General features: G+C 73.4%; 24 protein-coding genes and 2 pseudogenes. 19 read left to right on the top strand and 7 right to left on the bottom strand.

Annotated elements, in window-relative coordinates; genetic code table 11:
• Positions 1–29 precede the first annotated feature (29 nt).
• The 7 genes from H297_RS0113310 (at position 30) to H297_RS36145 (ending at position 4,316) form a co-directional block, all read left to right on the top strand.
• Positions 30–410 (top strand): MerR family transcriptional regulator, encoded by a 381-nt coding sequence (locus H297_RS0113310; RefSeq protein WP_486589501.1) that lies wholly within the window; start codon positions 30–32, stop codon positions 408–410.
• Between the two features lie 557 nt (positions 411–967).
• Positions 968–1,612, top strand: a complete 645-nt coding sequence (locus H297_RS36160; protein WP_486589517.1) for a DUF5753 domain-containing protein — start codon at positions 968–970, stop codon at positions 1,610–1,612.
• Positions 1,572–1,790 carry a DUF397 domain-containing protein gene (locus H297_RS0113300; RefSeq protein WP_027737456.1) on the top strand — a complete coding sequence of 73 codons (219 nt, stop codon included), beginning with the start codon at positions 1,572–1,574 and terminating at the stop codon, positions 1,788–1,790. The genes H297_RS36160 and H297_RS0113300 overlap by 41 nt, the downstream gene beginning before the upstream one ends.
• Positions 1,791–1,837: 47 nt before the next feature.
• The gene (locus tag H297_RS36155) at positions 1,838–2,629 is read left to right on the top strand and encodes a maleylpyruvate isomerase family mycothiol-dependent enzyme (RefSeq protein WP_064744818.1); all 792 of its coding nucleotides are present in this window, start codon (positions 1,838–1,840) and stop codon (positions 2,627–2,629) included.
• 99 nt (positions 2,630–2,728) lie between these two features.
• A complete protein-coding gene (locus H297_RS0113290; RefSeq protein ID WP_037794037.1) occupies positions 2,729–3,034 on the top strand; it encodes an acylphosphatase in 306 nt (101 codons plus the stop codon).
• 1 nt (position 3,035) lies between these two features.
• On the top strand, positions 3,036–3,842 hold the full coding sequence (locus tag H297_RS36150) for a Mut7-C RNAse domain-containing protein (protein WP_078514015.1): 807 nt from the start codon (positions 3,036–3,038) through the stop codon (positions 3,840–3,842).
• Positions 3,843–3,887: 45 nt separating this feature from the next.
• Positions 3,888–4,316: a hypothetical protein gene (locus H297_RS36145; RefSeq protein WP_051351803.1), complete on the top strand. Its 429-nt coding sequence runs from the start codon at positions 3,888–3,890 to the stop codon at positions 4,314–4,316.
• Here H297_RS36145 and H297_RS36140 read toward each other — a convergent pair.
• Positions 4,295–4,765 (bottom strand): phosphatase domain-containing protein, encoded by a 471-nt coding sequence (locus H297_RS36140; RefSeq protein ID WP_051351802.1) that lies wholly within the window; start codon positions 4,763–4,765, stop codon positions 4,295–4,297. The two genes, H297_RS36145 and H297_RS36140, sit on opposite strands and share 22 nt — an antisense overlap.
• 243 nt (positions 4,766–5,008) lie before the next feature.
• Between H297_RS36140 and H297_RS0113270 the strand changes: the two genes are divergently transcribed.
• The gene (locus tag H297_RS0113270; RefSeq protein WP_027737454.1) at positions 5,009–5,539 is read left to right on the top strand and encodes an SRPBCC family protein; all 531 of its coding nucleotides are present in this window, start codon (positions 5,009–5,011) and stop codon (positions 5,537–5,539) included.
• Here the strand turns inward: H297_RS0113270 and H297_RS36135 are convergent.
• The gene (locus H297_RS36135; RefSeq protein ID WP_078514013.1) at positions 5,479–6,762 is read right to left on the bottom strand and encodes an MFS transporter; all 1,284 of its coding nucleotides are present in this window, start codon (positions 6,760–6,762) and stop codon (positions 5,479–5,481) included. The genes H297_RS0113270 and H297_RS36135 overlap by 61 nt on opposite strands.
• 331 nt (positions 6,763–7,093) lie before the next feature.
• Here H297_RS36135 and H297_RS0113260 point away from each other — a divergent pair, with 331 nt between their 5' ends.
• The 11 genes and pseudogenes from H297_RS0113260 (at position 7,094) to H297_RS0113215 (ending at position 17,238) form a co-directional block, all read left to right on the top strand.
• Entirely contained in the window at positions 7,094–8,974 is a 1,881-nt protein-coding gene (locus H297_RS0113260; RefSeq protein WP_027737453.1) for an ABC-ATPase domain-containing protein, read from the top strand.
• A 23-nt stretch (positions 8,975–8,997) separates the two neighbouring features.
• Positions 8,998–9,579 carry a GNAT family N-acetyltransferase gene (locus H297_RS0113255; protein WP_027737452.1) on the top strand — a complete coding sequence of 194 codons (582 nt, stop codon included), beginning with the start codon at positions 8,998–9,000 and terminating at the stop codon, positions 9,577–9,579.
• Positions 9,580–9,713: 134 nt separating this feature from the next.
• Positions 9,714–9,797, top strand: coding sequence for a putative leader peptide (locus tag H297_RS44225; protein WP_312000843.1), 84 nt, complete (start codon positions 9,714–9,716; stop codon positions 9,795–9,797).
• A gap of 233 nt (positions 9,798–10,030) precedes the next feature.
• On the top strand, positions 10,031–11,755 hold the full coding sequence (locus H297_RS0113250; protein ID WP_027737451.1) for a nitrite/sulfite reductase: 1,725 nt from the start codon (positions 10,031–10,033) through the stop codon (positions 11,753–11,755).
• Between the two features lie 22 nt (positions 11,756–11,777).
• Positions 11,778–11,966, top strand: coding sequence for a hypothetical protein (locus H297_RS0113245; RefSeq protein WP_027737450.1), 189 nt, complete (start codon positions 11,778–11,780; stop codon positions 11,964–11,966).
• Positions 11,963–12,679, top strand: coding sequence for a phosphoadenylyl-sulfate reductase (locus H297_RS0113240; RefSeq protein ID WP_027737449.1), 717 nt, complete (start codon positions 11,963–11,965; stop codon positions 12,677–12,679). The genes H297_RS0113245 and H297_RS0113240 overlap by 4 nt, the downstream gene beginning before the upstream one ends.
• Positions 12,680–12,713: 34 nt before the next feature.
• Positions 12,714–13,295, top strand: a complete 582-nt coding sequence (gene cysC, locus H297_RS0113235; protein WP_106959618.1) for an adenylyl-sulfate kinase — start codon at positions 12,714–12,716, stop codon at positions 13,293–13,295.
• Positions 13,292–14,227 (top strand): sulfate adenylyltransferase subunit CysD, encoded by a 936-nt coding sequence (gene cysD / locus H297_RS0113230; RefSeq protein ID WP_027737447.1) that lies wholly within the window; start codon positions 13,292–13,294, stop codon positions 14,225–14,227. The genes cysC and cysD overlap by 4 nt, the downstream gene beginning before the upstream one ends.
• A 4-nt stretch (positions 14,228–14,231) precedes the next feature.
• Positions 14,232–15,578: a GTP-binding protein gene (locus H297_RS0113225; protein WP_027737446.1), complete on the top strand. Its 1,347-nt coding sequence runs from the start codon at positions 14,232–14,234 to the stop codon at positions 15,576–15,578.
• Positions 15,579–16,048: 470 nt separating this feature from the next.
• Positions 16,049–16,459 (top strand): annotated as a pseudogene (locus tag H297_RS36130) (ABC transporter permease); the annotation flags it as partial.
• Positions 16,459–17,238 carry a sirohydrochlorin chelatase gene (locus H297_RS0113215; RefSeq protein WP_027737445.1) on the top strand — a complete coding sequence of 260 codons (780 nt, stop codon included), beginning with the start codon at positions 16,459–16,461 and terminating at the stop codon, positions 17,236–17,238. The pseudogene H297_RS36130 and the gene H297_RS0113215, both read left to right, overlap by 1 nt.
• A gap of 53 nt (positions 17,239–17,291) precedes the next feature.
• Here the strand turns inward: H297_RS0113215 and H297_RS0113210 are convergent, their stop codons facing one another.
• The 5 genes and pseudogenes from H297_RS0113210 to H297_RS44220 form a co-directional block, all read right to left on the bottom strand.
• Positions 17,292–18,458, bottom strand: coding sequence for an LLM class flavin-dependent oxidoreductase (locus tag H297_RS0113210; protein WP_027737444.1), 1,167 nt, complete (start codon positions 18,456–18,458; stop codon positions 17,292–17,294).
• Between the two features lie 37 nt (positions 18,459–18,495).
• Positions 18,496–19,092, bottom strand: coding sequence for an NADPH-dependent FMN reductase (ssuE, locus tag H297_RS0113205; protein ID WP_027737443.1), 597 nt, complete (start codon positions 19,090–19,092; stop codon positions 18,496–18,498).
• Positions 19,093–19,124: 32 nt separating this feature from the next.
• Positions 19,125–19,409: pseudogene (locus H297_RS36125) on the bottom strand (winged helix-turn-helix domain-containing protein); the annotation flags it as partial.
• Between the two features lie 62 nt (positions 19,410–19,471).
• Positions 19,472–20,368 carry a TauD/TfdA dioxygenase family protein gene (locus H297_RS0113195; protein ID WP_027737442.1) on the bottom strand — a complete coding sequence of 299 codons (897 nt, stop codon included), beginning with the start codon at positions 20,366–20,368 and terminating at the stop codon, positions 19,472–19,474.
• A gap of 587 nt (positions 20,369–20,955) precedes the next feature.
• Entirely contained in the window at positions 20,956–21,042 is an 87-nt protein-coding gene (locus tag H297_RS44220; RefSeq protein ID WP_486589516.1) for a putative leader peptide, read from the bottom strand.
• Positions 21,043–21,243 lie beyond the last annotated feature (201 nt).

Raw genomic sequence — 21,243 nt, 5'->3', positions numbered from 1 at the left:
ATGTGAGATTCAAGCGTGAAATATGTGATGTGAGCCACACGGAGGTCGGGATGCGTATCGGAAGGCTCTCGGAGCTCACGGGCGCCAGCGTGCGCTCCTTGCGCTACTACGGCGAGACAGGGCTGCTTGAGGTGCGCCGAGGTCCTGGCGGGCATCGCCTTTACGATTCGGCGGATGTCGCTCAAGTGCACTTGATTCAAGCGCTCTTGTCTGTGGGTCTTTCGACTCGGGAAATCGGCGAGATCAAGCAGCATTGCAAGAAAATGCCTCATCAAAAAGAATCCCAGGCAACAGCAATGCTCCGCAAGCAGCGCGACACCGTGGACAGCTGCATTCATAAGCTGGTCGGAGCAAGGTCGCGGCTGGATAGCTTTATCGCGGAGGCGGAAGCGCGGGATCGCGTGTCCTGAGTCGTGATTCGTGTGCAGTGAGCTCTTTCCAGCCTGACGGGAGGTTGGAAAGAGCTCACTGTGAGCCCGTCCGCGCGCAGCGCCGTACTGAGTTCGGCAATGCTTTCCTCAACGCATTTCGATCGCCCGTACGGATAGCACGCGTTCATGTGGCGGCCCCTTTCCTGAGCACGGAGTGACGAACGCCTCACACAACGCCCCCGCCCCAGGCAATGTGGCAGCTCATCGGGCTCCCGCAAGCGAACTGCCCCGCAGCTACGATCAATTGCGGACCCCCCGGGAACGGCTCCCGCCCGAACGAAAACAGCCACCCCTCTCGGCGGTGAACCGTGCCAGGTCCCGAGGACATCGACGGATCAGCGGGCGTGCCCGCCTTCTACGGCAGGAGCTGCGCTGGAAGCGCGAAGCAGCGGGGCTGACGCTCCAGCAGTTGGTGGAGGGCAGCTTCTACGGCTGCAGCCACCTCAGCGAGATCGAACGCCAGGAGCGGAGCCTGCCCCGGATCTCGCGGAGCACGTGGACGGCGTGCTGGGGACGGACGGCTTCTTCAGCCGCCGCTGCGAGGATGTGCGGCGCGCACGGCGAAAGGGCCTGCGCCTTGTTTCGAGAAGGTCCTCGAAGCCGGGAAGCAGGCGTCGACCATCGAGGAGTGGGCACCCACAGTCTTTCCTGGCTTGCTTCAAACGAGGGCCTACGCCCGTGCAGTCGTGGAGACGACACACCCCCCGGAAGCCAACGACCAAGTGGACGCCGAAGCGGAGGGACGCGCTGAGCGCGCACAACTCCTGGACGCGGGGCACGGGAAACCTGGCTACTGGGCGATCCTGCACGAGTTCGTAGCGCGTCAGAAGATCGTGCCTGGGGAGGAGATGGCACAACAGCTCGATCATCCGACGGACCTCGTGTGGCGCCGACGCGTCATTCTGCAAGTGCTTCCGTGGAACGTCGGGGCCCACCCCTTCATGTTCGGCACCGCCATGATCACGATCCTCCCGGACGCACCTCTCTTGGTCTCCACGGAGTCGCTGCACAGCGGCGAGACGATCGACGATCCAGCCCTCGTCCAGCAATATCGCGCGTCGTACGACCTCCTCAGAGCTGCGGCCTCGCCGCCCGAGGCGTCTTTGGCCATGGTTCGTGAAGTAGCGGAGGAGCACCGGCATGGCAGTCAGCCCCGCTGGCCCCAGCACCACGCGGCGTAAGAGCAGCTACAGCAACGGCAGCGGCGGCAATTGCGTGGAGGTCGGCACGGGCGCGTCAGCGGGCATCGTCCCTGTCCGCGACAGCAAGACGGCCCCAACCGGCCCCGTCCTCACCTTCCCCGACCACCAGTGGAACCACTTCCTCGGAACCGTCCGCAACGGCCAGTTGGACAGCTGAGGCGGCCGCTGGCAACTTGGCTCTCCCTCTCCAGGTGGTTGCCGTCGATGAGTTCGGGTGCCGGTGGAAGTCCGACAGGCGACACCCGATCCCTGGAGACTGCCACGAGGACGGAACCGCGCCTGCTCGGAACCCGGCGAGACCTGAAGAGGGCGATCCGCGTCGAGCGCGCGGCGCTCGCCGAGGACTTGGCCCAGCTCAGCGAGGCTCAGTGGGCGGCAGCATCGCTGTGTGGGCGCTGGAGCGTGGAGGAGGTCGTCGCCCATCTGACCGCGGGTGCCGGCCTGCGGATGCGGGGCTGGTCACAGAGCATGCTGGCCGCCCGGTTCGACCCGGATGTGCACAACGACCGACGACTCGCCAAGCACCGGGGTGCTGCACTGGAAGAGACCTTGCACCGCTTTCGCCAGGTTGTCGACGGGCGCGCCTGGCCCACCGGACACACGGCGGCCTGGCTGGGCGAAGTCGTCGTCCACAGCGAGGACATCGGTCGGCCGTCGGGCCTGGTGCGGACACCACCGGTGGCCACGACGACCGCCGTGGCCCGCTCCTTCGCCGACCGCGACTTCACCGTCGCGAGCCGGAGTGCGATCGCGGGCTTGCGGGTCGAGGCCACCGACGGACCGTTCAGCACCGGCTCGGGGGATCTCCTGCGGGGGCCGACGCTCTCGCTGGTGATGGGGATGGGGGGCCGCGCAACGGCGTGCGAGGACCTTGAGGGGGGGCGGTGCGGCCGTCCTGCGCGCCCGTCTGCACTCAAGTCGAGGGGGCGGCCCGAGTGGGCGGAGACACCGGGAGCAACCGGCCGGACCTTCCGCGGTCGACCACCCCACTGGTGACCCACGGCCGGACGGAGGGGCCCGGTCGGGCACCCGGATGCCTGCCGGTACGGGCGGCGCGGCGGCGGGGCGTGACAATGGGAGGGGTGAGGTGAGCTGATGACTGGGACTGTGACATCCAAGCGGGTGCAGGTCAGCGGGCGGGTGCAGGGGGTCTTCTTCCGGGACACCTGTCGGCAGCGGGCCGAGGAGCACGGCGTCACCGGCTGGGTACGCAACCTGCCCGACGGCCGCGTCGAGGCGGTCCTGGAGGGCCCGCCGGAGTCCGTCGACGCCCTCGTGGAGTGGGCCCGCGAGGGCCCCGCGGCGGCGCACGTCGAGGACGTACGGGTGACGGAGGAGGAGCCGCAGGGACACTCCGCGTTCCAGGTCCGGACCACCGCCGTGCCGGACGAAGGACGGTGAGGTGAGGGGCCCGCAGCATCGCCCGGCGGACGGTCACCCGGCGGAAGAGCCGCAGGTCCACGTCCACGTGCCCGAGGAGCTGCGTCTCTTCCTGCCCGCGCGGCTCCGTGGGCGGGCCGCCGGTCCGGACAGCGTGCCGTGCCGGTACGACGGGACGTCCTCGCTCGGTCACCTCGTGCAGTCGCTGGGTGTCCCGCTGACGGAGGTGGCGCGGCTGTACGCGGACGGGGTGGCCGTTCCCGCGGCGCACCGGCCGGAGGCGGGCGCCCGTGTCCGGCTCGCACCCGTGGAGCGCCCGCAACCCGTACCGCCCCGGGCACCGTCACCGCCGCGGTTCGTGCTGGACGTCCACCTGGGCGCCCTGGCACGGCGGTTGCGGTTGCTGGGGGTCGATGTGGCGTACCGCAACGACGCGCACGATCCGGAACTGGTGGAGCAGGCCGACGCCGAGCAGCGCATCCTGCTGACGCAGGACCGCGGTCTGCTGCGCAGGCGGGCTCTGTGGCTGGGCGCGTACGTGCGGGGCAGCAGGCCGGACGATCAGCTCACCGACGTGCTGTCCCGCTTCGCGCCACCGCTGGCGCCCTGGACGCGCTGTCCCGCCTGCAACGGCCGGCTGGAGCCCGTCGCCAAGGAGGAGATCGCCCATCGGCTGCCTCCTGGGACCCGCCGTACCTACGACACGTTCACCCGCTGCACGTCCTGCGACCGCCTCTACTGGCCCGGCGCCCACCACGGCCGGCTGGCGGAGCGCGTGGCCGCCGCCCGTCGGACCGTGGAGGACCGGCGGCACCGGCCGGGCCCCTGAACCGCGGCGCCCGTGCCCGCCGTTGCGCCGGGGAAAATGCGCCGCATGAGCGAGCACTACGAGGTCGTCGTCAGCTGCTTTCTGCGGGCGGAGACACCCGCCGACGTGCTGGAGGCCCTGCGGTGGCACCTGGGCACGGCCGGCGCACAGCCCGCCGTCGCAGGGGCGGACCAGGAGCCGGATCCGTTCGCCTTCCCGCTGCTGGAACCGGACCCGGACAGCCCGCTGCCCGGCGGCGACGCGGGGGTGCTCCGCGCGGAGGACCACCACGCCTGGGGCCTCTTCAGCCGCACCCACTGGCACGAGGACGACCTGGGTCACCTGGAGACCGTGCTGCGGCTGCTGGCGCCGTACGTGGCCGAACCGGGCTACGGCGGCCACCTACGGGCCACGACGGCCGCCGCCTCGCAGCCGGATGCGCTCCCGTGCCCCGTACTGTTCTCGGGCGGCTCCTACACGCTGTCCGTACCGTGATCCAAAAGCGTGGCCCGCGGCGCGTCGAAGCGGCGCACGTACCGCTTCTGCCAGGGGGTCTCCACCGCGCGGGGCGCGTAGTGCGCGCGCACGTAGGAGACGGCTTCCTCGGGCGGTACCCCGTCCAGCACCGCCAGGCACGCCAGCGCCGTCCCCGTACGGCCCTGGCCGCCGCCGCAGGCCACCTCGACGCGCTGCCGCGCGGCACGCTCCCACACGTGGTGCAGGGCTTCGCGGGCGGCGGCGCGGTCGGCGGGCAGGCGGAAGTCCGGCCACCGCAGCCAGCGGGACTCCCAGGCGACGGGTTCGGGCTCGCGGCCCAGCAGATACAGCCCGAACTCCGGTTCAGGTCCGGGCGGCAGCGGGCGGCGCAGCCCCCTCCCGCGGACGAGCCGCCCCGACGGCAGCCGCAGCACTCCCGGAGCTTCAAGATCCCATGTGGCGCTCACCCGGTGAGCCTAACCAGTGGCCCGTCCGCACGCGCCCGCTTCCACGGATCTCGCCCGGAGCAGCACCTCTCGGCGGGTTCCCTCCCGGCGGACCTCTTCCGCCGGGCCCCGGCAGGGCTCCTCCCGGTGGGCCTTCCCGGGTGGCGGGAGGCGGCGGGCGGCGTCACGATCCGGTGGAGGACGGCGGGCCGTCGGCGGAGCAGGGCGGGCCTCCCGGCGAAGGGCGACCGAGGTGGACGAGGCATGAGCGTGGAGCTGGGCATCTTCGTGGAGCGGGACGGGCTGCCCGCCGTACGGCTGGAGCGCCCGTTCGGGGTGACCGCCGAGCGGGTGTGGCGGGCGCTGACGGAGCCGGAGGAGCTGGCGTCGTGGTTCCCCTCGCCGACGGTGAACCTGGAGCGGAGCGTGGGCGGCCGGGTCGAATTCGCGGGTGACCCGTACGCGGGCGACACCTCCGGCACGGTGCTGGAGTTCGACCCGCCGCGCCGCCTGGGCTACACCTGGGGCGACGACGAGCTCCTCTTCGAGCTGGGGCCGCGCGGCGAGGGCTGTCTGCTCGCCCTCACGGACGTGCTGGAGGAGCGGGGCGCCGCCGCCCGCAACGCGGCGGGCTGGGACATCTGCCTGGAGCAGTTGGCCACGCTGCTCGCCGGCGACTCCCCCGCCGGCCCGCACAGCGGCCCCACCAGCGACTGGCGGGCCCGCTACGACGCCTATGTGGCCTCCGGCATGCCGTCCGGGGCGCCCCTCCCCGAGGGCGGGGACCCGGGCTGAGAGCCGGTGCGGGGGTCGGCCGGGGAGCCGGACCGGGCGCCGGTGCCGGTCCCGGCGCCCCGGTGCGGGCGGGGCTCGGACCAGCGGCGGGCGACCAGCAGCGTCCAGCAGGTGAGCGCGGCACACAGCACGGCGCCCGTCGCGAACACCACGGTGTGCCGGCCCTCCTGAAGGAGTGAGGTGGTGGCGGCGACCGTCGCGGAGCTCGCCAGTATCGCCGCGGCCGAGAACAGGGAAGCGGCGCGGGCGCGGGCCGGGGGCGGCAACAGGCGGGGCACCCAGGTCTGCAGCGTGGTGTGCAGGTAGCCCCAGGCGGTGCCCAGCAGCGCGGCGCACAGCATCAGCACGGCGGCCCCGGGCAGCACGGCGAGCAGGAAGGCCCCGGTCGCTCCGAGCGAACCGCCGGTGGCCAGCAGCCTCCTGGGGCCCCACAGCCGCGCGTGCCGGCGCAGGACGAGCGTGCTGGCCAGCACGCCGACGGCGTAGACGACCAGCACGGCCGTGGTGGAGGCGGCCTCGCCCCTGGTGGCGAGGGCAGGTGCGAGGAGGGCGGGCAGGCCGAGCATGACCGTGCCCTCGGCGGCGCCGAGCCCGAGGACGGTCCCGTAGGCGGTACGGGCCCGCCGCGCCGCCCGCTTCCCGCCGACGGGGTCGCGCTGCGCCGGCACGGTCCGGAACGCGGCCTCGGACCGTGCCGCCGGGCGCAGGCTGCTGAGCCGCCACACCGTCACCACGGTCAGCAGGGCGATGACGGCGAACGCGGGGCGCCAGGAGCCGATGCCGAGCACGGTGTCGGCCAGGACGGGCGAGGCGATGGCACTGGCCGCGGTGACCGTGGTGAGCGTCGCGAACGCCCGCTGCCGGACGGGGGCGGGGCGCAGCGACTCGTAGTAGAGGGAGACGGACGGGGTGACGGTCGCGAATCCCGCTCCGGCAGCGGTGCGCAGGACCACCCACCAGGTGGGTCCGGGACACAGGGCGGAGCCCGCGGAGGCGGCCGCGGCGACCAGCAGTCCGGTGCGCAGACTGGCTCCCGGCCCGTACCGGTCGGCCAGCCAGCCCCACGCCGGGAGGGCGAGGCCCTGGCCCAGCGAGTAGGCGGCGACCCCGGTGGTGACGGTGGCGATGTCCGTGTGCCAGGCGGCCGCGAGGGCGACGAGCAACGGCGCGCACAGGTGCCAGTCGGCATTGCCGAGGGCGGCGGCCCAGCGGAGCGCGGACATGGTGCCCCCTTCTCCCGGTTGCGACTGAGAATATTGCGCCTTTCCCAACGAAGCGGGTGAGTTCGGGAATGTGACCCCTTCTGGGTACGGAGCGGGACACAGGGGGAGGCGGTGACGTCGCCGGGTGGCGTTTCGGGAGGGGCGGCCCGGGCCCGTATCGTCGTCCGCGTCGCCTCCCGGCGGCCGGTCCGCACTGCGCCAGGGCGGAGCCGGGCAGCGGGCCGGCGCAGGCCCTCAAGGAGACCGGGCACGAGACGACGAGCAGGACGACGAGCAGCAGGTCACCGGTGGCCGCGAGGGGCCACCGGAAGACGGAAAGGCGGCGAGCGGCGTGAGCGAGGAGTTCGGTGGCGCTGACGGCCGACGGCGCGGCGGCGGACGGCCGTACGGGCGCGGCAGCGGGTACGGAGGCGGGCCGGGCGGTTCGCGCGGGGGCCGTCCGCGCGGGCGCGGCGGGCCGCCGCGGGACCACGGCGGACGCCCCGGGCGCGAGGGCCGTGAGGGGGCGTACGAGGCGGCGCGTGAACGCGGCCCGCGTACCGGACTGGCAGCCGAGCTGCGCGCTGTGGAGGGTGCGCAGTACGGGCGGTACAAGAGCCTGGTCGGGCGGTGGGAGATGCCCGGCGGTGAGCTGCTGGAGCTGGTGCGCGCGCAGTCCGACCCGTACGCGCCGCCGGCCCGGGTCGCCGTGCACGTGCCGGGCCGGCTCGCGGGGCTGCCCGAGGAACTGTGGCGGACGGCGACCCGGCGCCGCGCGCTCGCCTCGTACCTGGTGCGCGCGGCGGCGTGGGCGGTGCGCGGCGAGAAGGCGCTGCGGGTGGACGCGGGCGGCCAGGAGGTGCTGGAGCGCAGCTCGTGCACGGTCGGCGGAGACGACGGTGCGGTCACGCTGCGGCTGGGCGCGGCGCTGCCGGGGCACGGTCGGCGCATCGACGGGCGCGAGGCGGAGCGGCTGCTGTGCGGGGTGCTGCCCCGCGCCGTCGAACGGGCCCTGCGCTACGAGGCGTTGGACGCGGAGGCGGTGCGCCGCTTCGTGGAGACCGTCGAGGACTCGGTGGCGCTGCGCGAGGCGCTGGCGGGGCGCGGCCTGGTCGGTTTCGTCGCCGACGGCTCCGTGCTGCCGCGCCGCAGCGGAGTGGACGACCGCCCGGCTGCGGGCGGCGGCGTGGTGCCGTTCGCCTCACCCGAGGAGCTGCGGGTGACGGTGGAGCTGCCGCACGCGGGACCGGTCACCGGCATGGGCATCCCGGAGGGGGTGAACCTGGTGGTCGGCGGCGGCTTCCACGGGAAGTCGACGCTGCTGCGGGCGCTGGAGACGGGCATCTGGGACCACGTACCGGGCGACGGACGCGAGCTGGTCGTCTCGCGGAGCGAGACGGTGAAGCTGCGGGCCGAGGACGGCCGCCGGGTGGAACGGGTGGACGTGCACGCGTTCGTGGACCACCTTCCGGACGGTTCGGACACCGCGGACTTCTCCACCGGGAACGCCTCCGGCTCCACCTCGCAGGCCGCGTCGCTGTGCGAGGCCGTGGAGGTGGGCGCCCGGGTGCTGCTGATCGACGAGGACACCGCCGCCACCAATCTCATGATCCGTGACGCCCGGATGCAGACGCTGGTCGCCAAGGACCGGGAGCCGCTGACCCCTCTGGTGGACACCATCCGCTCGCTCCACCGCGACCACGGGGTCTCCACGGTGCTGGTGATGGGAGGCTCCGGCGACTATCTGGAGGTCGCCGACCGGGTCGTGATGATGGACGCCTACCGCCCCTGGGACGTCACCGCGCGGGCCCACGAGATCGCCGCAGTGCCCACGGGCCGGCACGCCGAGGCCGAGTCCTTCCCCGGCGTCGTCGCCCGGGTGCCCGACCCCGCATCCCTGGACGCCGAGGTGCGCGGGCGCTCCCGTATCCGCGCCCGCGGGGAGGACGTGCTCTCCTTCGGCGACCACGAGGTGGACCTGCGCGCCGTCGAGCAGATCGCCGACCCGCGCCAGGTGACCGGCATCGGGCTGGCTCTCGAACTGATGGTGCGGCGCGGCATGCTGGACGGGCGCCGCACTCTGGCCGAAGCGCTCGACCTGCTGGCGGAGGTGCTGGCCGACGGGCCGACCGGACCCCTGCTGACCGTCCGGGACGAGGACTTCGCCGTCCCGCGCCGCTTCGAGACGGCCGCCGCCCTCAACCGGGTGCGGGGGCTGCGGATGCTGCGCTGAGCCGCCGTGGTGGGATGTGCCCCATGAGTGCGACCGTGACCGTCACCACCTGGTACCTGGAGCAGACCTCCCCCGCCGACCTGGCACCCGCGCGGGTGCCGGAGGCGGCCACCGGGGTGACGGTGGCCCGCGCCGGGATACCGAGCCCGCAGTTCAGCCGGTTCCTGTACGCCTCGGTGGGGGCGGACACCACGTGGGTGGACCGGCTGCCGTGGACGTACGCGCAGTGGGAGCACTTCCTGACCCGTCCCGGGGTCGAGACGTGGGTGGCCTACCAGCGGGGCACCCCCGCGGGCTTCATCGAGCTGGACGGCGCCACCGGCGGAGCCGAGGGTGTCGTGGAGGTCAGCTACTTCGGGTTGCTGCCCGCCTTCCGCGGCCGCGGCATCGGCGGCCACCTGCTCTCGGTGGGCCTGGCCCGCGCCTGGGACCTGGCCGAGCGGTGGCAGGGGCAGCCGTCCACCACCCGCGTGTGGCTGCACACCTGCTCCCGGGACGGCGTGCACGCCCGCGCCAACTACGAGCGGCGCGGGCTGCGGGTGTACCGCACCGAGACGAAGGACGAGCCGGACGTGCCCCAGCCGGGCCCCTGGCCGGGAGCCTGAACCCCGGCGAGTACGAGCTGGCGCGGGGCCGGACCCGGACCTCGCGCAACCATGCATCTCACCATCCGGTATGGATTTGTTCATCATACGGACGGCAGTGGACTGGCGTCAGACGGGCGTGCGACGCTTCCGTCATGTCTCGCGCCGGAATCGCCTTGGTGAGTCGACGTCACGTCGACCTCGTTCGCGTGTCCAGCGCCATCTGTCCGGCGGGCTGACAGTCACAGCACCGCCGTTCTGACACTTCTCCGCACGCCGCCTCCCGGCGTCCGCCGATCCCGAGCCGCCGCCCTCACCGTAGCGGGCGCGCCGCGCAGGTCGGCGTCGAAACCCCTGCGTACCGGCGCTCCCGGCCCGGTGGCCCGCCACCGGCAGGCCGAGCCCGGCGTCCGCGTACCCGACCGCACCCGCCCCGCGTGTGCCCGCGCCCCCTGCCCGAAGGATCTCCGCCATGGCCGACACCTCCGAGCGCCCCTCCCCCAAGCTCCCCGAGCAGGCGGTGCCCCCAGCCCCCGCCCGCCGCAAGGCGGGACGCCACCGCGGCGAAGGGCAGTGGGCCGCCGGCCACTTCACGCCGCTCAACGGCAACGAGCAGACCAAGAAGGACGACGACGGTCTCAATGTGCGGACACGCATTGAGACGATCTACGCCCACCGTGGTTTCGCCTCCATCGACGGGGCCGACCTGCGCGGCCGGATGCGCTGGTGGGGCCTCTACACCCAGCGCAAGCCCGGGATCAGCGGCGGCAAGACGGCCGTGCTGGAGCCGGAGGAGCTGGACGACGAGTACTTCATGCTGCGCGTCCGCATCGACGGCGGCCGGCTGACCACCGAGCAGTTGCGCGTCATCGGCGACATCTCCCAGGAGTTCGCCCGCGGCACCGCCGACATCACCGACCGCCAGAACGTGCAGTTCCACTGGATCCGCATCGAGGACATGCCGGAGATCTGGCGCCGTCTGGAGGGCGTGGGCCTGTCCACCACGGAGGCCTGCGGCGACACCCCGCGCGTCATCCTCGGCTCGCCCGTCGCCGGGATCGCCGAGGACGAGATCATCAACGGCACCCCGGCCATCGAGGACATCCACCGCCGGGTCATCGGCAACCCCGCCTACTCCAACCTGCCCCGCAAGTTCAAGACGGCCGTCTCGGGCTCGCCGCTGCTGGATGTGGCGCACGAGATCAACGACGTGGCGTTCGTCGGCGTGGAACACCCCGAGCACGGGCCCGGGTTCGACGTGTGGGTGGGCGGCGCGCTGTCCACCAACCCCAAGCTGGGCGTGCGGCTGGGCGCGTGGGTGCCGCTGGAGGAGGTGGCCGACGTCCACGAGGGCGTCACCGGCATCTTCCGCGACCACGGCTACCGGCGGCTGCGCAACCGCGCCCGGCTGAAGTTCCTGGTCGCCGACTGGGGTGCGGAGAAGTTCCGGCAGGTGCTGGAGGAGGAGTACCTGGGCCGCAAGCTGCTCGACGGCCCGGCGCCGCAGCAGCCGCCGCAGCAGTGGCGCGACCACATCGGCGTCCACCGGCAGCGGGACGGCCGCTACTACGTGGGCTTCGCCCCGCGTGTGGGCCGCGTCGACGGAGCCACCCTCAGCAAGGTCGCCGACCTGGCGGAGGCGCACGGCTCCGGCCGGGTGCGCACCACCGTCGAGCAGAAGATGATCGTGCTCGACGTCGAGGGCGACCAGGTGGAGTCGCTGGCCGAGGGCCTGGAGGCGCTCGACCTGACGACCCGCCCGTCCGTCTTCCGGCGCGGGACGATGGCCTGCACCGGCATCGAGTTCTGCAAGCTCGCGATCGTGGAGACCAAGGGGCGCGGCTCCTGGCTCATCGACGAGTTGGAGCGCCGGCTGCCCGGCTTCGACCAGCCCGTCACCATCAACCTCAACGGCTGCCCCAACTCCTGCGCCCGCATCCAGGTCGCGGACATCGGCCTGAAAGGGCAGTTGGTCACCGACGCCGACGGCAACCAGGTGGAGGGGTACCAGGTGCACCTGGGCGGCTCGCTGGGCATGGAGCCCGGCTTCGGCCGCAAGGTGCGCGGCCTGAAGGTGACCGCCGACGAGCTTCCCGACTACATCGAGCGGGTGCTGCGCGCCTTCCAGGACCAGCGCACGGACGGCGAGCGCTTCGCCCAGTGGGCGGCGCGGGCGGCCGAGGGTGACCTGAAGTGAGCGGAGCGGACGGAGAGAGCCGATGAGCGAGCGCGCCGCCCCGTTCTACTGCCCCTACTGCGGCGACGAGGACCTGCGCCCCAGCGAGGAGGGCCCCGGCACCTGGGAGTGCGCCGCCTGCAACCGCGCCTTCCGGCTGGCGTTCCTCGGGCTGCTCGCCTCGGGGCTGCGGCCGGCACCCGGACCGGACCGAGAGGACCCCACCCCATGAGCACCGCGCACCTACGGGAGCAGCGCACCGCCGAAGAGCTCAGGCCGCTGGCCGAACAGGCGGGCCGCGACCTGGAGGACGCCGACGCGCTCGACGTGCTGCGCTGGGCCGCCGACACCTTCGGGCACCGGTTCTGCGTCACCTCCTCCATGGAGGACGCCGTCGTCGCGCACCTCGCCTCGCGGGTCTTCCCCGGCGTCCGCGTCGTCTTCCTCGATACCGGCTACCACTTCCCCGAGACCCTCGGCACCCGCGACGCCGTCGAGGCCGTCATGGACGTGGAGGTCGTCACCCTCACGCCCCGGCAGACGGTGCCCGAACAGGACGCCGAGCACGGGCCCCGGCTGCACGACCGCGACCCCGATCTGTGCTGCGCGCTGCGCAAGGTGCAGCCGCTGGAGGAGGGACTGCGCGCGTACGACGCCTGGGCGACCGGGCTGCGCCGCGACGAGTCGCCGACCCGCGCGCACACGCCGGTCGTCGGCTGGGACGAGAGGCGCCGGAAGGTGAAGGTCTCCCCCATCGCCCGCTGGAGCCGGCAGGACGTGGACACCTACATCGCCGAGCACGGGGTGCTGACCAACCCGCTGCTGGACGACGGCTACCCCTCCATCGGCTGTGCCCCCTGCACCCGCCGCGTTCTGGAGGGCGAGGACGCGCGCGCCGGGCGGTGGGCCGGGCGCGGCAAGACCGAATGCGGCCTGCACGGATGACGGGCCGAGGGAACCGACCGGGCCGACGCACCGGATGCACCCCGTACGACCGACGCACCCGCGGACCTCGCGAAGGAGACACATGAGTGGCGCCACCGTGTGGCTGACCGGCCTGCCCAGCGCCGGCAAGACCACCCTCGCCGCCGCGCTGGCCGAGCGGCTGCGCGGCGAGGGGCACCGGGCCGAGGTGCTGGACGGCGACGAGATCCGCACCTTCCTCACCGCGGGGCTGGGCTTCTCCCGCGCCGACCGCGACACCAACGTCCAGCGCATCGGCTTCGTCGCCGAACTCCTCGCCTCGCACGGCGTGACCGTGCTGGTGCCCGTCATCGCCCCCTATGCCGACAGCCGCGAGGCCGTCCGCAAACGCCACGGCGCCGCGGGCACGCCGTACCTGGAGGTGCACGTGGCGACGCCGGTGCAGGTGTGCGCACAGCGGGACGTCAAGGGCCTGTACGCCAAGCAGGCGGCGGGCGAACTGACCGGGCTGACCGGCGTCGACGACCCCTACGAGGAGCCCGCGGACCCGGACCTGCGCCTGGAGACCGACGGCCGGAGCGTGGCGGAGTCGGCCACGGCGCTGCACACCTTGCTGAGCGAGAGGGGACTGCTATGACCACGGCGGTGACCGCACCACAGGAGACCGACAGCCCGTTCGCGCTGACGCACCTCCAGGTGCTGGAGTCGGAGGCGGTGCACATCTTCCGGGAGGTGGCCGGAGAGTTCGAGCGTCCGGTGATCCTCTTCTCCGGGGGCAAGGACTCGATCGTGATGCTGCACCTGGCGCTCAAGGCGTTCGCGCCGGCACCGGTGCCCTTCGGACTGCTGCATGTCGACACCGGCCACAACTTCCCCGAAGTGCTCCGGTTCCGCGACCGGACGGTGGAGCAGCACGGGCTCCAGCTGCACGTGGCCTCGGTGCAGGACTACATCGACGACGGCAGGCTGCGCGAGCGCCCCGACGGGACCCGCAACCCGCTGCAGACGGTGCCGCTGCTGGAGGCCATCAACCAGCACCGCTTCGACGCCGTCTTCGGGGGCGGGCGCCGCGACGAGGAGAAGGCGCGGGCCAAGGAGCGGATCTTCTCGCTGCGGGACGAGTTCGGCGGCTGGGACCCGCGCCGCCAGCGCCCGGAGCTGTGGCAGCTCTACAACGGGCGGCACGCACCGGGCGAGCACGTGCGGGTCTTCCCGCTGTCGAACTGGACCGAGCTGGACGTGTGGCAGTACATCGCCGCCGAGCAGATCGAACTCCCGGCGATCTACTACGCGCACGAGCGTGAGGTCTTCTCCCGCTCGGGGATGTGGCTGGCCCCGGGCGAGTGGGGCGGCCCCCGGGACGGGGAGACGAGCGAGCGGCGGCTGGTGCGCTACCGCACCGTGGGCGACATGTCGTGCACCGGAGCGGTCGACTCGGAGGCGGACACGGTGGAGAAGGTGATCGCGGAGATCGCCGTCTCGCGGCTGACCGAGCGCGGGGCCACCCGGGCCGACGACAAGCTCTCCGAGGCCGCCATGGAAGACCGCAAGCGGGAAGGCTACTTCTAAAAGCATGTCCGAGACCCTCAGCGCACAGGCGCTGGCCACCGCGGCGACCTCCCTGCTGCGCTTCGCGACCGCCGGCAGCGTCGACGACGGCAAGTCGACCCTGGTGGGCCGCCTGCTGCACGACTCCAAGTCCGTCTTCTCCGACCAGTTGGAGGCCGTCTCGCGCGCCTCCATCGAGCGCGGCCAGCAGGCCCCCGACCTGGCGCTGCTGACCGACGGGCTGCGCGCCGAGCGGGAGCAGGGCATCACCATCGATGTGGCCTACCGCTACTTCGCCACCCCCCGGCGGCGGTTCGTCCTGGCCGACACCCCCGGGCACGTGCAGTACACCCGCAACATGGTCACCGGCGCCTCCACCGCCGAACTGGCCGTCGTCCTGGTGGACGCCCGCAACGGCGTGGTCGAACAGACCCGCCGGCACGCCGCCGTCGCCGCTCTCCTCCGCGTCCCGCACGTGGTGCTGGCCGTCAACAAGATGGACCTGACCGACTACCGGGAGGACGTCTTCGCCGCGATCGCGGACGAGTTCACCGGCTACGCCACCTCGCTGGGCGTGCCGGAGGTCACGGCGATCCCCATCTCCGCTCTGGAGGGCGACAACGTGGTCACCCCCTCGCCGCGCATGGACTGGTACAGCGGCCCGACGGTGCTCGAACATTTGGAGACGGTGGAGGTCAGCCACGACCCGACCGACGACGCGGCCCGCTTCCCCGTCCAGTACGTCATCCGTCCGCAGACCCGGGAACTCCCCGACTACCGCGGCTACGCGGGCCAGTTGGCCTCCGGTGTGCTGCGGGTGGGCGACCGCGTCACCGTCCACCCCTCCGGCCAGTCGTCCACCATCGAGGCGATCGACGCACTCGGCCAGGCCGTGGACGTGGCCTGGGCACCCCAGTCGGTGACCGTGCGGCTGGCCGACGACCTCGACGTCTCCCGCGGCGACGTCATCGCCCCGGCCGACGCGGACCTGACCTCCAGCCAGGATGTCGCCGCCACGGTCTGCCATCTGCACGAGAGGCCCCTGAAGCCCGGCGACCGGGTACTGCTCAAGCACACCACCCGCACCGTCAAGGCCATCGTCAAGGACATCCCCTCCCGCCTGACCCTGGCCGACCTCTCCCAGCACCCCGCGCCCGGGCAGTTGGTGGCCAACGACATCGGCCGCGTCGTCCTGCGCACGGCCGAGCCGCTGCCCGTCGACCCCTACGCCCGCTCCCGCCGCACCGGCTCCTTCCTCCTCGTCGACCCCGCCGACGGCACCACGCTGACCGCCGGCATGGCAGGCGACGCGTTCGCCGACGCGGACGTGCCGGTGACCGAGGTGCCCGACCAAGCCGGCTGGGACTTCTGAGGCCATGAGCATCCCCCAAGAGGTCTTCTCGACCTTCGACCGGACCGGTGGCCGCATCGGCAGCGGCGCACGCGGCAGCGGGCAGGGCGGAGTGGAGCGCTGTGGGCGGTGACGTGCGCGCCCGTACGCACGCTCGCCGTCCGCCGCCCCCACAGCCCTGCCTTGAGGACCCCTTCGTGCCCCGCATCCGACCCTTCTTCCGGCGACGACCGTCCCGCCGCCTGCCGGCTGTGGTGACCGTGCCCGCGCTGCTGCTGGCGGCGGGCTGCGGCTACGGCTCCAAGGCCGTCGGGAGCGGCGATCCCAAGCCGGTGGGCGGCAAGAAGGTCGACGGGCTGGACCAGGTGAAGCTCGGCTGCTTCCCCAACGTCACCCACGCCACTCCCCTGGTGGGTCTGCGTTCGGGCGGCGAGATCCCCGCACAGCTGGGCGGCACGAAGGTGCACACCCAGGTCTTCGACGCGGGCCCCATCTACGCCGTCGTGCTGCTGGGCGCCGTCCCCTCCATCGCCAACGGCCTGGTGGCCGGCGTCGACCGGATCGGCCCCCTGCACCTGCGCGCCGGCACCGTTCTGGGCGCCACCGGGCTGCGCGGCATCCGCCATGTGCTGCTGCCCGCCGCGCTCCCCGGCTACATCGCCGGCCTCAAGCAGGGCTGGGCCTTCTCCTGGCGGTCCCTGATGGCGGCCGAACTGATCTCCACCTCCCCGGAGCTGGGCGTGGGCCTGGGCCGGCTGCTGGACACCGGCCGCTCCTACCAGGACATGCCGCTGGTGCTCGGCGCGATCCTGCTCATCCTGGCGGTGGGCGTCGGCATCGAACTGCTCGTCTGCGCGCCTGCCGAGCGGCGCGTCCTGCGCCACCGGGGGCTGCTGCGCTGATGCGACGCACACCGTACCCGTCCTGCGACCCCGCGCTGCTGCTGGTGGCGCACGGCAGCCGCGACCCCCGGCACGGGGCCACCATGACCGCGCTGGCCGCGCGGGTGCGTCGGCTGCTGCCCGGGGTGCGGGTGGCGGTCGGCTACCTGGACTTCACCGCGCCGTCGGTCGGGCGTGCGCTGAGCGCGCTGCACGCCGCGGGGGTGCGCCGGGTCGTCGCCGTACCGCTGCTGCTGACCCGTGCCTTCCATGCGAAGACGGACATCCCCGCGGTGCTGGCCGAGGAGACCGCCACGCTGCCCGGGCTCACCGTCCATCAGGCGAATGTCCTGGGCCCGCACCACCTGTTGACCGCCGCGCTGGAGCGGCAGTTGCGCGTCGCCGGGGTGGGCCCCGGCGACGCACCGGACACCGGCGTCGTCCTGGCGTCCGCCGGTTCCTCCGACCCGGAGGCGAACGCAGTGATCGCTGATATCGCGCGGGAGTGGCGGCGTACCACCGGTTGGTGCGCCGTGCGGCCTGCGTTCGCCTCCGCCACCCCGCCGCGCACGGCCGACGCCGTGCGGGAGCTGCGCGCGGCCGGGGCCCGCCGGGTGGCCGTCGCCCCCTACGTGCTGGCGCCAGGACGGCTTCCCGACCGCATCGCCGCCGGGGCCCGGGAGGGCGGCGCCGACCACCTCGCCTCCGTGCTGGGACCCTCGCCGCAGGTGGCCCGGGTGGTCGTCGAGCGGTACGGCGACGCCCTGACGGCCTCCCGGCGCGCGGCGCCGGCCGCCTGATCCGGCCGGGCCGGCGCCCCGGAGACCTCGCGGTGGCCTGCCGCCCGCCCCTCCTACCGGGCCGGGGCCGCCCCGGCGTGCTCCACGGGCACGGGCCCGGCGCCGGCCGGAGTCCGCGATGCCGTTCGGCGGCGGACCAGCGGGAGGACGTTCTCACCGAACCAGTAGGCCTCCTCCAGGTGCGGGTAGCCGGAGAGGACGAACTCCTCGACGCCGACGAGGCGGTACTGCTCGATCAGGTCGGCCACCTCCTCGTGGCTGCCGACCAGCGCGGTGCCGGCGCCGCCGCGGACCAGTCCGACGCCCGCCCACAGGCCGGGATGGATCTCCAGGGCGTCGCGGCTGCCCCGGTGCAATGCGAGCATCCGGTGCTGCCCCTCCGACTCGCTGTGCCGCAGCGCCTGTTGGGCCTGCGCGACGGCCTCGGGGGTGAAACCGTCGAGCAGGCGGCGGGCCTCGGCCCAGGCGGCGGCGGAGGTGTCGCGGGAGATGGTGTGCAGGCGGACGCCGAACCGGAGGGTGCGCCCCTCGGCTGCGGCCAGCGTGCGGACCCGCTCGATCTTCTCCGCGACCTGCGCGGGCGGCTCGCCCCAGGTCAGGTAGGTGTCGGCGTGGCGGGCCGCGATGCGCAGCGCCGCGGGCGAGCTGCCGCCGAAGTACACGTCGGGCACCGGCTCGGGCGGGCCCGCCAGCCCGGCCTGCGCCACCTGGAGGTGTGCGCCCTCGTGCGTGACCGTCCCGCCGTTCCACAGCTCCCGCACGATGTGCAGGAACTCGCCGGTGCGCGCGTACCGGGCGTCCTTGTCGAGGAAGTCCCCGTAGGCGCGCTGCTCCTGGCTCTCGCCGCCGGTGACGACGTTGAGCAGGAGCCGGCCCCCGGTGTGCCGCTGGTAGGTGGCGGCCATCTGGGCGCCCAGGGTGGGCGAGAGGAAACCCGGCCGGAAGGCGACCAGGAACTTCAGGTGCTCGGTGCGCTGGCTGAGCATCGCCGTCGTCAGCCAGGCGTCCTCGCACTGGGAGCCGGTGGGGGTCAGGGCGCCGGTGAAGCCGAGTTGTTCGGCGGCCCGCGCGATCTGGCCGAGGTAGCCGAGCGTGGGCGGCCGGTCCGCGCTCACGCCGCTCAGCGGGCTGCCGTGGCCGCCGCCGACCACGTGGCGGCTGTCCCCGCTGGTGGGCAGGAACCAGTGGAAGGTCGGTGGGGTCGAGGCCGGTGGCGTCATCGGTGGGGCGTCTCCTTCTCGGACGGTGACGGTGCTCTCAGACGGCGACGGCGGCGGCCGTGCTCTCGCGTGGGCGCCGCACCGCGGCGAGCGCTTCGACGAGTTCGGCGACCGCTTCGGCGACCCCCACCTGAGCCTCGGCGGTCAACTGCACGCCGCCGTCGCCCGGGAGTCGCCGGTCCGGGACGTCCCGGGCGATGTGCGCGTCCAGCACGAACCGGCCGCGCAGCACGTGGCGGGCGCCCAGCGCGTTCAGCACCGGACGCAGCGCGTAGTCCAGCGCCAGCACGTGTGCGACGCTGCCGCCGGTCACCAGGGGCAGCACCTGTTTGTCCCGCAGGGCGGTCTGCGGGAGGAGGTCGAGGAAGACCTTCAGCAGGCCGCTGTAGGCCGCCTTGTAGACGGGCGTGCCGACGACGACGGCGTCCGCGGCGGCGACGGCCCCGACCGCTTCGCGGATCGCGGGATGGGTGGGGTCACCGGCCAGCAGCGGCTCCGGCGGGAGGTCGCGTACGGCCAGGTGCCGCACCTCGTGGCCCTCCGCGGCGCGCAGCCGGGTCCCCACCTGGGCGAGCAACCGCTCGGTGCGGCTGGTCGGGGAGGGGCTGCCCGTGAGGGCGAGGATGTGTGCCATGGGGCTGTGGCTCCTTGGGGTGGAGGGCGCGGTCAGGGCGTGTACTTGTAGCCGACGCGGCGTACCGTCACGATGCGGGCGCGGTGCGGCTGCCCGAGCTTGCGCCGCAGGCGGGCCACGTGGACGTCGACGGTGCGCCCGTCCCCGACGTGCTCCCCGTAGCCCCACACACCGGCGACGAGCTGTTCGCGGGTGTGGACCCGGTGCGGGTGCTCGACGAAGTGGGCGAGGAGTTCGAACTCCAGGTAGGTGAGGTCGATCTCCGCACCGTCCACGTGGACGGTGCGCCGCTCCCGGTCGACGCGGACGCCCTCCACGCCGGGCAGCCGTGCCACGCCGGGCAGCTCGTGCAGCAGCGGTACGGTGGCGGTCCGGGCGCTCATCGGGCGGCCTCCGCGGGGGTGTAGTGGCCGGCCTCGTCGCCCTCGACGACGCGGCTGGAGGTGCCGTCGACACCGACCGGTACGTCACCGGCGACGGTCACCCGGTGCAGTGTGCGGGGCAGGTCGCCGTAGTCGTCCGGGGCGTAGTGCTGGGTGATCCGGTTGTCGAACAGCACCAGGTCGCCCGGCGCCCACGCCCAGCGCACCGTGTTCTCGGGGCGGGTGACGTAGGCCTGCAGGATGCGCAGCAGGTCGCGGGACTCCTCGGTGCCGAGGCCGACGAGGCGCTGCGCGAACCCGCCGATGAACAGGCCGCGTTCGCCGCTGTCGGGGTGCACCCGGACCACCGGGTGGGCGGTCTGCCAGCGGCGGGCGGTGAAGACCTTGCGGCGTTCGGCGGCGGCCTGGTTCCTCGGCTGAGCGTAGTCGTGATCGTTGGTGTGCACGGCCCACAGCCGGTCGGCGAACTCGCGCAGCACCTCCGGCAGGTCGGCGTAGGCGGCTGCCGTGTTGGCTATCAGGGTGTTGCCGCCGTAGGGCGGGACGACGAGGGCGCGCAGCGTGCTCGCCTTGGGCGGGGTCCGTACGAAGGTGACGTCGGTGTGCCAGCGGTTGGCGCGCACGCCTTCCTCCCCGTTCACGGGCAGGATGTGCGGCCGTCCCGCGACGGAGGGCACGGTGGGGTGGGCGGTGGTCAGCGGGCCGAAGAGGGAGGCGAAGCGGAGCTGGTCGGCGTCGTCGAGGCTCTGGTTGCGGAAGAAGAGCGCCTTGTGGGTCAGCAGCGCCTCGTCGATCTCCTGCACGAGCCGCCTGTCGAGCTGTTCGGACAGGTCGACGCCGAGGATCTCCGCGCCGATGCGGCCACCGACGCGACGGATGTCGAAGCTGGTCATGGGGGTGTTTCCTTCCGGGAAGGTCAGGCGGTGACGCACCACGGGGTGAAGCGGCGCTCCGAGACGAGGAGGAGCCGGCCGCAGGCCACGCCGCGGGCGGAGACGGCGAGGGGTGCGGAGCGCGTCGGCGGACCGGCGGCCGCCGCCCGGGGCCGGGCTGCGGCCCTCGGGACGACGGCGCCGCCGAGGACTCCGCCGCGGTCGACATCGCCCCGCGGCGGCGGCCCGGATGTCCTGCGGTCCGCTGCTGGTGGTACCGGCCGAACTGACGGTGCGGCCGTTCCGGACCGCGGAAGCGGCGCATTCCCGTCTGCGGACGTGGCGAGGGTGCACGGGTGCCTTCCGTTGCGTGGCCGGACGCGGGCCGTGGGCGGCCCTGGCCGACGCGCGGGCGCACGGATCGGCAGCGGATCAGCGAAGGATCGGCGGGCGATCAGCGCGGGGCGGGCACGGCCGGGCGTACGCGTCGTGAACGCGTCCGGGTGGGGTCCGGCCACCGCACGGCGCCGGCTTCGCGGTCCCGCGTACGGGGACGCGGGCGGGCCGTGGCGCTGCGGTGGGCGGGCAGGGGTGAGCTGAGGTGCGCGTCAGGCGCTGACGGGGGCACAGAGAGCGCTGGCGTGACGTCGCAGATCGACGTGCAGGCGCGCTACGAGATTCCTGTACTGGCTCACGGTATGTGAGCCTGCCAGCCCGGCGGCGGGGCCGTCAACGGGCGGAATGTTAAGTCCGCGTGAACGGCGGCGCCGCAGGCGGTGGCCGCCCGGTACGGCGCAGGCCCGCCGTGCCCCGTGGGGGGAGGGCACGGCAGGCCTGGTGTTGCGCTTACCCGGAAAATGCGGGTTACGCACAATGGTGGCTCACAATCGACCGCG

The sequence above is a fragment of the Streptomyces sp. CNT360 genome (assembly GCF_000424785.1).
The sequence above is the reverse complement of the archived record's forward strand: the minus strand, read 5'-3'. Positions and strand labels throughout refer to the sequence as shown.